This window comes from Eubacterium coprostanoligenes (assembly GCF_900167205.1).
In the GTDB taxonomy this organism is placed as follows: Bacteria; Bacillota; Clostridia; order Oscillospirales; family Acutalibacteraceae; genus Eubacterium_R; species Eubacterium_R coprostanoligenes.
The window spans coordinates 16,164-29,490 of sequence record NZ_FUWW01000011.1; the positions used below are offsets into that span (position 1 = coordinate 16,164).

Sequence of the window (13,327 nt, forward strand, 5' to 3'; positions counted from 1 at the left end):
GGGGTGAAAATATGACAAATTCAGACGCAAGAAAAGTTGCGATAATCGGTTGCGGCTTTGTGGGCAGTGCGTGTGCGTTTGCACTTATGGAAAGCGGACTTTTCAGCGAAATTGTTTTGCTTGACGCAAACACAGACAGAGCCGAGGGCGAGGCACTCGACATCAGCCACGGTCTGCCTTTTTCAAAGCCTATGCAGATTTACGCAGGCACATACGACGACATAAGCGACGCATCAATCATTATCATAACGGCGGGAACGGGGCAAAAAGAAGGCGAAACCAGACTTGATTTGGTGCACAGAAATGTGGACATTTACAAATCAATTATTCCGCAAATCGCAGGGCGAAACTTCAAAGGCATACTGCTGATAGTATCAAACCCCGTGGATATTTTGACATACACGGCACTTAAATTGTCGGGTTTGCCGTCAAACAGAGTGTTCGGCTCCGGCACGGTGCTTGACACGGCAAGGCTTAAATATCTGCTCGGCGAACAGCTCGGAGTTGATTCGAGAAGCGTGCACGCATTTATTTTGGGCGAACACGGCGACAGCGAAATTGCGGCATTCAGCAGTGCAAATGTATCGGGTATTCCGCTGAAACAGTTTTGTGCCGACAACTGCGGCGACATCTGCCACGCAAACAAAATGAAAGAAATTGCCGAAGATGTAAAGAACTCGGCATACGAAATCATCAAAAGGAAAAACGCCACCTACTACGGCATAGCGATGAGTGTAAGACGCATATGCGAGGCGGTGGTGCTTGACCAAAAATCAATTTTGCCCGTATCGTGCATACAGACGGGGCAACACGGAATATCAAATGTTGCACTGAGTATGCCTGCCGTTGTGGGCGAAAACGGCGTTGAAAAAAATGTAAAAGTGTCCCTCAATGCAGAAGAGGAAACGGCGGTTAAAAAATCTGCCGAAATGCTCAAAGACATCATAAGGGAGCTTAATTTGGATTATTAAAACAAAATTCATTTTCTTTTTCTTGACATAATTCGACTTTTGAATTACAGTATAGGTATAGTAAATAAAAAGGAGTGGGACTGCAAGGCGGTGCGTTGAGGTGCTCAATTCGCCACGCAATCCAAAGAATTATGGCATTCAATCCAATGGCATTGCTTCAAATCAAGGAAAAGGCAGAGGGTTTCAACTCTCGCCACCCGAAGCTTGCAATGTTTTTTAAAGACGCAGGGAGCAGAATAGACACGGGCGCTGTGCTTGAACTATCTGTCACAACCCCTGACGGCAACAAAATTCGCACAAATTTCAGAGTGTGTGAGGAGGACAAGGAATTCCTTGCAATGCTCACATCACTTGCAGGACAAAACAAACAGTAGGAGGTATGGAAATGACTATTGAAGTTACAGCACAAAATTTTGATGAAGAAGTGCTCAATTACAAAGGCAAGGTGCTTGTTGATTTTTGGGCAGAATGGTGCGGACCGTGTATGATGCTCGGACCGATTATAGAGGAAGTTTCGGAAGAAGTTGACGATGTCAAATTCTGCAAGGTCAACTGTGATGAAGCAAGAGATGTTGCGCTTCAATTTGGAATTATGACCATCCCGAACCTCATTGTTTTTGAAAACGGCGAGCAGGTCAACCAATCAATCGGCTACATCGAAAAAGAGGATGTGCTCAAACTAATAAAATAAATACGAATTTGCAAAAAACAGCTTTCTTATCATAAGAGAGCTGTTTTTGTATTTGTTTACCCCACCGTCTTTTTGCTACGCAAAAATCCACCTCCCCTTAAAAAGAGGAGGCAGATAGGTAAAAATTTTTATTTAATTTTTACTGTTTTGACCTTTGACCATTTTGTGAATTTGCCTGTTGACTTATTCTTTGCACGGACACGGACATAAACCTTTTTCTTCGATTTCAAGCCGTTGATTGTGAACGAGCCATAGCGTTCTGCAACATTATGCGACTTTTTGTTCTTGAACTTTTTGTTATATGAATATTGAAGCTGATAGCTTTTGATGTTCGGCTGTGAATTCCAGCTGATTTTGACAGCCTTTTTCTTTGGAGAAGTAACCTTGATTGTCGGCGGTTTTGGGGCATTGATTTTTACACCTGCAAGGCTTGGCTTTGCAGTGCCGTCAACTACAACACTGCTGTTGCTGTTGTTTGCCGGTGACGGATTTGAGTCAACAACATAATCACGGAATTCCTGCACCCAATAATATCTGCCGTCAACATAACAGCAAGCAATACCGATTGCACCGAAATCACCGTTGAGCATATTTCTTCTGTGACCCTGACCGCTATAATCCTGGTCTTCCTCTTCCCAAAGTTCGAAAACGAATTCTTCGCTCATATCATAGCCCTCTGTGTAGGCAATGTTTTCACCACAAGTACCGTAGCCGGTAAGTGAAGTTTCACAACCTGTTCCGTTTGGACGGGTGTGCTCGTACAATCTGCTGATTTCCGCTGCACGAATCATAGCCGATCTTTCCAAATCATAGTCATAAACAAGTGCTTTTACAGCCGGATATTTCACCTTTTTTGTGTTTGATTCATCCCAGCACCATGAACCTGCTGTTCTGAATTGATTTATACGATTTAACATCTTGCGTGCTTCGGTTTGTTCATACTTGACATTTATTGTGTCTTTGGCATACGCCGTTGAGGAAAGTCCGCCAAACACACCAACTGCCATAATCAATGATAATAAAACGGATAAAACTTTTTTCATAGAAAAACCTCCTTTCTTATTATAATAACATATTATTAATATAAAATCCACTATATTACAAAAAAATGTAGGCAAAACTAAATCTGCCTACATTCTTACTTTTTATAATCTGTCTATTTTGCGATTATTCGTAAATCTCTCTTTTAAGTGAGCCGATATACGGAATGTTGCGGTATTCCTGATCGTAGTCAAGACCGTAGCCGACAACGAATTCGTCAGGCACATCACAGCCGACATAATCAGGGTGAATGTCAACAACTCTGCGTTCAGGCTTGTCAAGAAGTGTCACAATAGAAATGCTGTTTGCACCTCTTGCAGAAAGCATTTTGCTGACATATTCAAGAGTTCTGCCCGAGTCGAGAATATCCTCAACAAGCAAAACATCATATCCTGCAAGGTCAATGTCTATATCCTTGATAATCTTTACCGCACCTGATGAGCGAGTGCCGCCGCCGTAGCTTGATACGGCGAGGAAGTCGAGTTTAAGCGGCAAATCGATATATCTTGTGAGGTCTGCCAAAAAGTAAATCGAACCTTTAAGAATACCTACAACGAGGAGGTTTTTGCCCTCAAAGTCCTTTGTGATTTGTGCGCCGAGGCGAGCGTTGATTGCTTCAAGCTCCTCTTTGGTGACAAGCACCTTTTCAATATTTCCATCAAGATTAGCCATAGTAATCTCCTTTTATCAATTAAAAATTTATCGTTCTTCTCTGAAATAAGACAATCCGAGAGCGGCAGGACCTTGGTCCTCTTTCTTCTTTCTTACGCTGACAAGGATGAGAACAAGAATTGTAACAACATAAGGAATCATCTTGAAAAGTTCCTGTGTGCGGAGTGCACTTGGAACATAGAGATAAACAATGTAAAGTCCGCCGAAAACGATTGAACCGAGAATACTCATATTCGGCTTCCACACTGCAAAGATAACAAGTGCGATTGCAAGCCAGCCTCTGTCGCCGAAGCCGTCGTTTGACCACACGCCGTTTGCATAGTCCATAACATAGTAAAGACCGCCAAGACCTGCGATAACAGAGCCGATACCTGTTGCGATGTACTTTGTTTTTTCAACATTAATGCCTGCTGCATCGGCAGTTGCAGGGTTTTCGCCTACTGCACGGAGATGCAAGCCGACCCTTGTCTTGTTGAGCACATATGCACAAACAAGAGCAATGATAATTGCAAGATATGCCAAAAATCCGTAGCTCAAAAACAGCTTGCCGAACCATCCCGTTGTTTCCGCAACAGGGAGAGTTTTGCTGAAATAAGCAGAAGTTGTTGAAAGAGCAACTGACGGAACATCTGCACCTGTGAGCTTGATGAGCGAACCGCCAAAAAAGTTGCCGAAGCCTGTGCCGAAAGTTGTGAGTGCAAGACCCGTTACATTTTGGTTAGCCTTGAGGGTTACGGTGAGGAATGAATAAATCATACCTGCGATGAGCGAACCCAAGATACAAGAAATGAGCGGAATAAAAATTGCAAGAAAGCCGTTGGCGTCTGCCTTGTCGGTTAGTGAATTTTCGTAGAAAAACGCACCGATAACGCCACTCATACCGCCGATATACATAATGCCGGGGATACCGAGATTGAGGTTGCCCGATTTTTCTGTAATGATTTCACCTGTTGAGCCGAACAAAAGCGGAATGCCCTGCATAATGGCTCTGTGAAGAAAAGTAATCAAAGTTGCAAACATATTACTTTACCTCCTTTTTTGATGAAGTGCGGAACTGCAATTTGTAGTTGATGAAGAACTCACTGCCGATAATGAAGAACAAAATTATACCGGTAATGATTTCCGAGAAGCTCTGATTAAGACCGAAAATCATAGAGATTTGGTCTGCGCCTGCTTCGAGGAACACCAAAAGCAATGAGGTCAAAACCATATAAATAGGATTGAACTTTGCAAGCCACGATACCATAATTGCCGTGAAGCCTCTGCCGTCGGCAGTTGTGGTTGAGATTGTGTGGTCTGTGCCGCCGACAAGGAGAAGTCCTGCGATACCGCACACAGCACCCGAGAGTGCCATAGTTCTCAAGATAACCTTTTTAACATTGATACCGATATATCTTGCAGTATTTTCCGATTCGCCGACTACCGAAATTTCGTAGCCGTGTTTTGAATATTTGAGGTAGATGTACATTGCAATAGTGATTGCAAGAACAATCAAGATATTAAGGAGATAGGTTTTATCCCCGATTACAGGAAGCCAGCCTGCCTCTGTTTCACGGTTGATGATGCCGATTTTGCCCGCACCCTTTGGATTTTCCCAAAGCATACAGAAATACGAAACGAGCTGAATTGCAACATAGTTCATCATAAGTGTAAACAAGGTTTCGTTTGTGTTGAAGTTTGCCTTGAATACAGCCGGAATAAGTGCCCAAAGAGCACCTGCAACAACGGAAGCAACAATCATAATGATGATGAGAAGTGCATTTGGCACTTTGTTGCCGAGGAGCACCATACAAGCGGTTGTTGCCAAACCGCCTATAAGCACCTGACCTTCGCCGCCGATGTTCCAAAATCGCATCTTAAATGCAGGGGTGAGCGCAAGCGAAACGCAAAGGAGCATTGCAAGGTTTTGGAGAAGCTTCCACACCTTTCTGCTTGAACCGAAAGCACCATCAAACATTGTGGCATACACGCTGATTGGGTTTTCACCCGTGAGGAGCATTGTGATAATGCCCGAAAAAACAAGTGCAAGGAGTATCGCAATAATTCTGATTGCCCAGGACTTTGTCTTTGACACTCCGTCCCTTTTAACTACATGAAAAAGAGGTTCACGCACGGTTGAATTATTCTTTGCCATCTGTGTTTACCTCCCTGTCAACGCTTTTGGTCATCAAAAGACCGATTTCTTCCTTGGTAGCGGTTTTGCCGTCTACCACTCCGGTGATGACACCGGAATTAATTACCATAATTCTGTCGCACAGTTCGATGAGAACATCCAAATCCTCACCAACGAAAATAACGGCTGTGCCCTTTTCCTTTTGCTCCGAAAGCAATCCGTAAATGGTATATGACGAGTTGATGTCAAGACCTCTTACGGGATAAGCAACCATAAGCACCTTTGGTCCGAGTGCGATTTCTCTGCCGACAAGAACCTTTTGAACATTACCGCCCGAAAGTCGTCTTACGGGAGTTGAAGCACTCGGAGTGACAACCTCGAGTTTTTCGATAATATCATCTGCCAAATGCTTTGGCTCTTTTCTGCTGAGGAATGCGGTTTTTCCGCCCTTATACGAACGGAGCATCATATTATCAACAATGTCCATATTGCCGACAAGACCCATACCGAGTCTGTCCTCGGGAACAAACGAAAGAGCAATGCCGAGTTTTCTGATTTCTCTCGGTGATTTGCCTACAAGCTGTTGCGGACCCAAGTCGTCAGGCTTGTACAAAATGCTCGACTTCTTTGTTGTTTGCTGAAGTCCTGCGATTGATTCAAGAAGTTCTTTTTGACCGCAGCCGCTTATACCGGCAATGCCGAGGATTTCGCCGCCGTAAGCCTTAAAGTTTACATCGTCAAGTGCCTTTGTGCCGTCACGCTTGATAACGGTGAGGTGCTCAACATCAAGACGCTCTTTTACATTCTTTGGTTCTTCTCTTATGATATTAAGGTCTATTTTTTCACCCATCATAGCTTCCGTAAGCGATTGCTCGGTTGCATCCTTTGTAGGCACGGTGTCTACATGCTCGCCCTTGCGGAGAATTGCAACACGGTCGGAAATTTCCAAAACCTCGTGGAGCTTGTGAGTGATTATGATAATTGATTTACCGTCCTTGCGCATATTGCGAAGAACATCAAATAATTTTTCTGTTTCCTGTGGGGTAAGTACAGCAGTCGGCTCGTCAAGAATGAGAATATCCGCACCTCTGTAAAGTACCTTGATAATTTCAACAGTCTGCTTTTCGGATACAGACATATTGTAGATTTTTTTGTCCAAATCAATGTTAAAGCCATATTTATCCGTGATAGCCTTAACACGCTTTTTAGCCTCTTTAATATTGTATTTTTTGCCGTCCTCTACACCGAGAACTATATTTTCGGTAGCGGTAAAAACATCAACAAGTTTGAAGTGCTGATGAATCATACCTATTTTATACTTAAATGCGTCTTTAGGAGATTTGATTACAACCTCTTCTCCGTCAACAAAAATCTGACCTTCATCGGGAAAGTAAATGCCGGACACCATATTCATAAGTGTGGTTTTGCCCGAACCGTTTTCGCCGAGGATAGCCAAAATTTCTCCGTGGTGCACCTGCAACGACACATCGTGGTTTGCCACAACCTTGCCGAATTTTTTGGTGACGCCCTTTAATTCCAAAGCTAATTTGTTTTCCATTGCGACCTCTTAAATCATCATAAAAGAATAAATTTTGTCATTTTTATACTTCTGTATAAAACAACTATACCGTGACGAGGTTAATCCCTCGCCACGGAGTGTAGTTTATTAAAGCGTTGCTTAGAATGCTGTGTCGAGCAATTCGATACCGTCGATTTGAATGTCGAAGTATGGAGCTGCACGATATTCTGATTCGTGGAAGTAACCGTCAGATACAGCTTCTGTATCAGGAGTGTAGTTTGCGTCTGTGTCAACATCAGCCATATAGCTTGTAAGGTGACCGTCAGCATCTACCTTTGCATTTACATTCTTGTCCTTTGTTACTGTAACAGTGAATGTTGAAGTATCAAATACATGGATTGTGCCGTCTTCAAGACCCTTCTTTGCCTTTTCAACTGCTTCTGCTGTGCCGTCAGCTGTTGCCTTTGCACCGAAGTCTGTGAGGCATACAGAATTGTCAGCAAGTGTGCCAACCCAGTCAGTCTCGATTTCCTTACCCTCTTGAACTGCCTTGATGCAGTGCTCATAGTAAGGAGCCCAGTTGATTCTTGAAGAAACGATGAATGTGTTAGGGCAAGCTGATTCTGTTGAACCGTTGTATGAAACATTCGGAACGCCTGCTTTTTCACAAGCTGTAGGAGCACCCATTGAGTCAGCGTGCTGTGAAATAACTACGCAACCGTCATTGATGAGCTTTTGAGCAGCTTCTTTCTCGGCTGTTTCGTCATACCATGAACCTGTGAATGTAACCTTCATTGTTACTGATGGGCAAACGCTCTTTGCACCAAGATAGAATGAAGTATAGCCTGAAATAACTTCAGCGTAAGTATATGCACCGATATAACCCAACTTAGCCTGGTCAGCAGTAATCTTCTTGTCAGCGATCATTTGGTTGAGCTTTTCACCTGCTGCAACACCTGCAAGGAATCTTCCCTCGTAGATTGCAGAGAAAGCGTTGTGGTAATTTGGAAGGTTCTCTGTGTGAGCCTTTGTACCTGTTGCGTGAAGGAACTGTACATCAGTGAATTCCTTTGCAGCCTGAATGATGTAGTCCTCGTGACCGAAGCTGTCTGCAAGAATGAGGTTGCAGCCTTCGTCAACAAGTTCAGCAGCTGCTTCATATGCAGCCTGACCTTCTTCGATGTTGTTCTTCTGAACAAGCTCTACTCCGCAAGCCTCAGCAGCTTCCTGTGCAGCTGCGATAAAGTTCTTGTCGTAAGTTGAGTTTTCATCATGAAGAGTAATCAAACCGAACTTAACTGTCTTTGCGTCTGTTGATGTTGATGCGTCTTTAGCGTCATCGTTGCCCTTTGATGCAGAACAGCCTGCGAATGCAGCTACTACAAACAAAGCAGCAAGGAGAACAGCCAAAATTTTTTTAGTGAGTTTCATTTCGTTTTCCTCCGTTGAATAAAATGATTTATATTACAGGCATAATTGCCATATAACCAAATGAAAATTTAATCTCTGAACACAATTTCGCCCTTATCGGCGTCCATAGATTCGATAATTGCAAGCGATTCAACACGAATGCCCTTTGCACGAAGCTTGTCACCGCCGTGCTGATAGCCCTTTTCAATAACCGTGCCACAGCCGACAAGCTCTGCACCGCTCTCTTTGACAAGGCTGATTAAGCCATTGAGTGCATTGCCGATAGCAAGAAAGTCGTCAACAATAAGAACTTTATCGCCGGGGTTGAGGAACTTTTTGCTGACCATAATATTATAGGTTGTGCCGTGAGTGAACGACTCAACGGGAGCAGTGTACACATCACCGGCAATATTCTTTGTTTTGTTCTTCTTTGCAAATACTAAAGGGCATCCGAACTCCTGTGCTACTATCGCACCGATAGCAATACCCGATGCCTCTATAGTCAGAATTTTATTGACGCCCTCATTTTGATATAATCTATGAAATTCTTTGCCCACTTCTGCCAAGAAGGTACAATCTATCTGGTGGTTGAGAAAACAGTCTACTTTTAGGATGTTACCGGCATAAACCTGTCCCTCTTCAAGAATTTTCTTCTTTAACAAATCCATAGTTATATCCACCTATCCTCTAAAATACACATATATTTTATATTATAAAGGAACAAAATTCAACAGTTTTTTTACTTTGATACACTTTTTTAACTATTTTATCTATCCGTCACAAAGAAACGCCAAAACTTTCGCCCTTGTTCGTGCATTTTGTCACCTTGAATTTTTTTGCCGTTGTGGTGTATTATTAAATTATAGAGTAATATTATCATCCTTGTTACAGGGTTCGTTGAATAGACCCCACCGTCTGCATATCAACGCAGACACCTCCCCTTGATATAAGGGGAGGCTCATAAGGTTTGATGATTTATATTTGGAGATGATTATATGATAAAATTAATCGCACTTGATTTGGACGGCACCCTCACTTCTGCCGACCATATGACTGTTACACAAAAAACAAGAGACGCCTTGAAGCGTGCCCACGATTCGGGAGCAAAGATTTCTATTGCCACAGGCAGAACAGTTGCGATTATCGGCGACATCTGTCAGCAGGTTCCCGAAATTGACTATGTGATTTACTCAAACGGAGCGGGCGTTCTTGACAGACACAACCAAAAAATCATATATTCTAAATTTATGCCGTGGGAGCTTGTTGCACCGATTTACGACACGCTCAACACAATGCCGACATTTTTTGAAGTTTATGTTGACGGTGTAAGCTACTATCAACTCGACAAAACAAAGTTTTATCCAAAAGGTGCATTGCCACAGGAATTTGTTGACGAATTGCTCGGAAAAATGAGCGGTGTTGAAGATTTGAGAGCCGTGCTTGAGGGCAACAGGATTGAAAAATTCACCGCATATTTTGACGACAGAGCCGACTACGACAAGGCTTGGAATTATTTGAGCGGTTTTGACGAACTGTATCTTGCTTCCTCACTTCCGATAAGTATGGAATTCACAATGGCAAATGTCAACAAAGGCACAGCGATTGAGGGAATGTGCAAGGTGCTCGGCATCACAAATGCGGAATGTATGGCATTCGGTGACGCAGGCAACGACATTGAAATGCTCGAATTTTGCAAATACGGAGTTGCAATGGGCAACGCAACAGACGAATGCAAGCGCCACGCAAGATTTGTGACAAAAGCAAACACCGAGGACGGCATCGCCTACGCAATTGAGCAGATTATGGAAGTGTAAGCCAACTGTGGATTACGAGACTCGCTCGGCTCGCTTTAATTTGCAATGTTGTCGAGAATGTGTGCGTTATCCACTACAATTTAAAAATAAAAATCCCCACCTTGTGGTGAGGATTTTCATTTTTGGAGCGGATTACGAGACTCGAACTCGCTACCTTCACCTTGGCAAGGTGACGCTCTACCGGATGAGCTAAATCCGCAATTGCAAGACTTATTATAACCAAGATAGTTACATTTGTCAAGCATTAATTTTATTTTTATGAATTTTTATATTCCTTAAAATAAGCCTTTGGCACTTTGCAGAGCGGACAAACCTCCGGTGCGGACTTGCCGACAACGATATGACCGCAGTTCATACAAATCCAAATCGCCTCGCCGTCTTTGGTGAAAACCTTTTGATTTTTCACATCTGTCAAAAGCTGACGGAACTTACTTTCGTGCTGGGACTCCACCTTTGCAACAAGGTCAAAGAGCTTTGCAATTTCCGTAAAACCCTCTTCTGCCGCCGTTTTTGAAAATTCGGGATACATATTCACCCATTCAAAATTTTCGCCGTCTACCGCTTCGGTCAAATTTGTTTGAGTGTCGGGCATTTCATCGCTGTGGAGATACTTATACCACAATCTTGCGTGGGCAAGTTCGTTTTTTGCAGTCTGCTCAAAAATGTTTGCAATCTCGTTGTAACCGTCATTTCTTGCCTTTGTCGCAAACAGCGTATACTTTGTGTTCGCCTGTGTTTCGCCGTTAAATGCGGCAATCAGATTTGCTTCGGTTTTTGTTCCCTTGATACTGTGCATAAAAAAATCCTTTCCGTTTTTTATTAGTTTTAGAAAAAACGAAAAGGATATTCAAATAAATAATTATTAATTTATAATTTGGCGTGATTCAGAGACTTTATCAACAGTCTTTTTTAGGAACGATTTTGTCCTTACCGCCCATGTACATACGGAGTGCTTCAGGAATTGAAACTGTGCCGTCTGCATTGAGATTGTTTTCAAGGAACGCAATGAGCATTCTCGGCGGAGCAACAACCGTGTTGTTAAGAGTGTGAGCAAGATAATTGCCTTTTTCGCCTTTAACACGAATCTTGAGGCGTCTTGCCTGTGCGTCTGTAAGATTTGAGCATGAACCGACTTCAAAGTACTTCTTCTGTCTTGGTGACCATGCTTCAACATCGACTGACTTAACCTTGAGGTCTGCAAGGTCGCCCGAGCAACATTCAAGTGTTCTTACAGGAATATCGAGTGAGCGGAACAAATCAACGGTGTTCTGCCAAAGTTTGTCAAACCACATCTTTGATTCTTCAGGCTTGCAGACAACAACCATTTCCTGCTTCTCGAACTGATGAATTCTGTATACACCACGCTCCTCAATGCCGTGAGCACCCTTTTCCTTACGGAAGCAAGGAGAATACGAAGTGAGAGTGAGCGGAAGTTTTTCTTCAGGTGTGATAGTGTCGATAAACTTACCAATCATTGAGTGCTCGGAAGTACCGATAAGATACAAGTCCTCGCCCTCGATTTTGTACATCATAGCGTCCATTTCCTCAAAGCTCATAACGCCTGTTACAACATTTGAGCGAATCATAAACGGAGGCACAACATATGTGAAACCACGGTCGATCATAAAATCACGGGCATAGCTGATAACTGCGGAATGAAGTCGTGCAATATCGCCCATAAGATAGTAGAAGCCGTTGCCTGCAACTCTGCCGGCAGCCTCCATATCGATGCCGTCAAATGATTCCATAATATCGGTGTGATAAGGGATTTCAAAATCAGGAACAACAGGCTCGCCGTAACGCTGAACTTCAACATTTTCGCTGTCGTCCTTACCAATCGGAACAGACTCATCAATGATGTTTGGAATCATCATCATTCTCTTTGTTACTTCTTCTGTAAGCTCGTTTTCCTTGCCTGCAAGTTCGTCAAGTTCCTTTGCCTGAGCTGTAACCTTTTCCTTGAGAGCCATACCCTCTTCTTTTTTGCCCTGTGCCATAAGAGCACCGATTTCCTTTGAAATCTTGTTTCTGTTGGCACGGAGTTCATCTGCTCTTGCGATAACCTGACGGCGTTCCTCATCAAGCTCAATAACCTCGTCTACAAGATGAAGTTTGTGGTCCTGAAATTTCTTTTTGATGTTTTCCTTAACCACATCGGGATTTTCTCTGACAAATTTAATATCTAACATTATTTTTTCTCCTGTTTGTTATTTATAAATATATATTATATTACTTTGCAATGGCATTTGCAATATTTTTTAGGTCATCAAGGGTGTAAAACTCAATTTCGAGTGTGCCCTTGTTTCTGCCGTTGTACACTCTGACCTTTGTGCCGAGTGCCTCTGTGAGCGAAAGTTCAACCTCGTCATAAAAACTGTCTCGTCTTTGAGCGGTTTTTGTTTTTGCTGAACTTGTGGCAGGACGCTTCGCCATTTTTTCAACATCACGCACGGTGAGTTTCTTTGAAACGATTTGATTTGCACATTCAATCATCATCGGCTGATTGTCAAACGCAAGAAGTGCCCTTGCGTGACCGGCTGAAATTGTGCCGTCTTTTGCCATTTCTCTGACCTCTTCAGGCAATTTGAGAAGTCGCAAAGCGTTGGTGATTGCCGGTCTTGACTTGCCGACAGATGTTGCCACCTGCTCTTGAGTGTATCCGCATTTGTCAATAAGTGCCTGAAGTCCCTCCGCCTCTTCAATCGGGTTGAGGTCCTCACGCTGTAAGTTTTCGATAATAGCTATTTCCATAGCCTCGGTGTCTGAAAGCTCCTTGATGATTACCGGAACTTCCTTGAGTTCTGCCAAACGGCTCGCTCTCCAACGGCGTTCACCTGCAACAAGCTGATAACCTCCGCTTGTAAGCGGTCGAACCAAAAGCGGTTGAAGCACGCCGTGCTGACGAATGGAATCCGCAAGTTCTTCAAGTGCCGTTTCGTCAAATGTTTTTCTCGGCTGTTCTTTGTTCGGGGTGATTTCGTTTATGTTGAGCGTGCTTGTTGACACCATTGAATCGGTGTTATTTTCAAGCATCAACGCACCCAAACCCTTACCGAGTCCTGACTTTTTTGCCATATTTTCCTCCTGAAATGTTTA

Annotated in this window: 14 protein-coding genes and 1 tRNA gene; 4 read left to right on the forward strand and 11 right to left on the reverse strand. The window is 43.2% G+C overall.

All coding sequences use genetic code 11. The features are described from left to right. Window positions 1-11 precede the first annotated feature (11 nt). From B5D29_RS05620 to trxA, 3 genes are all read left to right on the forward strand, one after another. Window positions 12-971 carry an L-lactate dehydrogenase gene (locus B5D29_RS05620; protein WP_078768606.1) on the forward strand — a complete coding sequence of 320 codons (960 nt, stop codon included), beginning with the start codon at window positions 12-14 and terminating at the stop codon, window positions 969-971. A 74-nt stretch (window positions 972-1,045) separates the two neighbouring features. Continuing rightward, a complete protein-coding gene (locus B5D29_RS05625) occupies window positions 1,046-1,345 on the forward strand; it encodes a hypothetical protein (RefSeq protein WP_143406737.1) in 300 nt (99 codons plus the stop codon). A gap of 11 nt (window positions 1,346-1,356) precedes the next feature. Next, the gene (trxA, locus tag B5D29_RS05630; protein WP_200803074.1) at window positions 1,357-1,662 is read left to right on the forward strand and encodes a thioredoxin; all 306 of its coding nucleotides are present in this window, start codon (window positions 1,357-1,359) and stop codon (window positions 1,660-1,662) included. A gap of 128 nt (window positions 1,663-1,790) precedes the next feature. Here trxA and B5D29_RS05635 read toward each other — a convergent pair whose 3' ends face one another. The 7 genes from B5D29_RS05635 to B5D29_RS05665 form a co-directional block, all read right to left on the reverse strand. Continuing rightward, complete coding sequence (locus B5D29_RS05635; RefSeq protein WP_078768609.1) at window positions 1,791-2,705, reverse strand: CAP domain-containing protein; 915 nt, start codon at window positions 2,703-2,705, stop codon at window positions 1,791-1,793. A gap of 124 nt (window positions 2,706-2,829) precedes the next feature. Then, entirely contained in the window at window positions 2,830-3,375 is a 546-nt protein-coding gene (gene hpt, locus B5D29_RS05640; protein ID WP_078768610.1) for a hypoxanthine phosphoribosyltransferase, read from the reverse strand. A 27-nt stretch (window positions 3,376-3,402) separates the two neighbouring features. Continuing rightward, window positions 3,403-4,395 carry an ABC transporter permease gene (locus tag B5D29_RS05645; protein ID WP_078768611.1) on the reverse strand — a complete coding sequence of 331 codons (993 nt, stop codon included), beginning with the start codon at window positions 4,393-4,395 and terminating at the stop codon, window positions 3,403-3,405. 1 nt (window position 4,396) lies between these two features. Next, a complete protein-coding gene (locus tag B5D29_RS05650; protein ID WP_078768612.1) occupies window positions 4,397-5,509 on the reverse strand; it encodes an ABC transporter permease in 1,113 nt (370 codons plus the stop codon). Beyond that, window positions 5,496-7,046: an ABC transporter ATP-binding protein gene (locus tag B5D29_RS05655; RefSeq protein ID WP_078768613.1), complete on the reverse strand. Its 1,551-nt coding sequence runs from the start codon at window positions 7,044-7,046 to the stop codon at window positions 5,496-5,498. The genes B5D29_RS05650 and B5D29_RS05655 overlap by 14 nt, the downstream gene beginning before the upstream one ends. Window positions 7,047-7,166: 120 nt before the next feature. Then, complete coding sequence (locus B5D29_RS05660) at window positions 7,167-8,438, reverse strand: BMP family ABC transporter substrate-binding protein (protein WP_078768614.1); 1,272 nt, start codon at window positions 8,436-8,438, stop codon at window positions 7,167-7,169. A gap of 68 nt (window positions 8,439-8,506) precedes the next feature. After that, a complete protein-coding gene (locus B5D29_RS05665) occupies window positions 8,507-9,085 on the reverse strand; it encodes a xanthine phosphoribosyltransferase (RefSeq protein ID WP_078768615.1) in 579 nt (192 codons plus the stop codon). A gap of 327 nt (window positions 9,086-9,412) precedes the next feature. On the opposite strand from B5D29_RS05665, the gene B5D29_RS05670 reads away from it, so the two are divergent. Next, a complete protein-coding gene (locus B5D29_RS05670; protein ID WP_078768616.1) occupies window positions 9,413-10,231 on the forward strand; it encodes a Cof-type HAD-IIB family hydrolase in 819 nt (272 codons plus the stop codon). A 123-nt stretch (window positions 10,232-10,354) separates the two neighbouring features. Here B5D29_RS05670 and B5D29_RS05675 read toward each other — a convergent pair. The 4 genes from B5D29_RS05675 to B5D29_RS05690 form a co-directional block, all read right to left on the reverse strand. Further along, window positions 10,355-10,430 (reverse strand) — tRNA-Gly (locus B5D29_RS05675). A gap of 57 nt (window positions 10,431-10,487) precedes the next feature. After that, window positions 10,488-11,027: a rubrerythrin gene (rbr, locus tag B5D29_RS05680; protein WP_078768617.1), complete on the reverse strand. Its 540-nt coding sequence runs from the start codon at window positions 11,025-11,027 to the stop codon at window positions 10,488-10,490. Between the two features lie 100 nt (window positions 11,028-11,127). Next, complete coding sequence (serS, locus tag B5D29_RS05685; protein ID WP_078768618.1) at window positions 11,128-12,420, reverse strand: serine--tRNA ligase; 1,293 nt, start codon at window positions 12,418-12,420, stop codon at window positions 11,128-11,130. Between the two features lie 40 nt (window positions 12,421-12,460). Next, the gene (locus tag B5D29_RS05690; protein WP_078768619.1) at window positions 12,461-13,306 is read right to left on the reverse strand and encodes a ParB/RepB/Spo0J family partition protein; all 846 of its coding nucleotides are present in this window, start codon (window positions 13,304-13,306) and stop codon (window positions 12,461-12,463) included. Window positions 13,307-13,327 lie beyond the last annotated feature (21 nt).

Bases quoted from the DNA above. Each gene is read 5' to 3' on its own strand.
- B5D29_RS05660 (WP_078768614.1), bottom strand. From the start codon at position 8,438: ATGAAACTCACTAAAAAAATTTTGGCTGTTCTCCTTGCTGCTTTGTTT.
- B5D29_RS05645 (WP_078768611.1), bottom strand. From the start codon at position 4,395: ATGTTTGCAACTTTGATTACTTTTCTTCACAGAGCCATTATGCAGGGC.
- B5D29_RS05635 (WP_078768609.1), bottom strand. From the start codon at position 2,705: ATGAAAAAAGTTTTATCCGTTTTATTATCATTGATTATGGCAGTTGGT.
- B5D29_RS05665 (WP_078768615.1), bottom strand. From the start codon at position 9,085: ATGGATTTGTTAAAGAAGAAAATTCTTGAAGAGGGACAGGTTTATGCC.
- hpt (WP_078768610.1), bottom strand. From the start codon at position 3,375: ATGGCTAATCTTGATGGAAATATTGAAAAGGTGCTTGTCACCAAAGAG.
- serS (WP_078768618.1), bottom strand. From the start codon at position 12,420: ATGTTAGATATTAAATTTGTCAGAGAAAATCCCGATGTGGTTAAGGAA.
- B5D29_RS05650 (WP_078768612.1), bottom strand. From the start codon at position 5,509: ATGGCAAAGAATAATTCAACCGTGCGTGAACCTCTTTTTCATGTAGTT.
- rbr (WP_078768617.1), bottom strand. From the start codon at position 11,027: ATGCACAGTATCAAGGGAACAAAAACCGAAGCAAATCTGATTGCCGCA.
- B5D29_RS05655 (WP_078768613.1), bottom strand. From the start codon at position 7,046: ATGGAAAACAAATTAGCTTTGGAATTAAAGGGCGTCACCAAAAAATTC.
- B5D29_RS05690 (WP_078768619.1), bottom strand. From the start codon at position 13,306: ATGGCAAAAAAGTCAGGACTCGGTAAGGGTTTGGGTGCGTTGATGCTT.
- trxA (WP_200803074.1), top strand. From the start codon at position 1,357: ATGACTATTGAAGTTACAGCACAAAATTTTGATGAAGAAGTGCTCAAT.
- B5D29_RS05670 (WP_078768616.1), top strand. From the start codon at position 9,413: ATGATAAAATTAATCGCACTTGATTTGGACGGCACCCTCACTTCTGCC.
- B5D29_RS05620 (WP_078768606.1), top strand. From the start codon at position 12: ATGACAAATTCAGACGCAAGAAAAGTTGCGATAATCGGTTGCGGCTTT.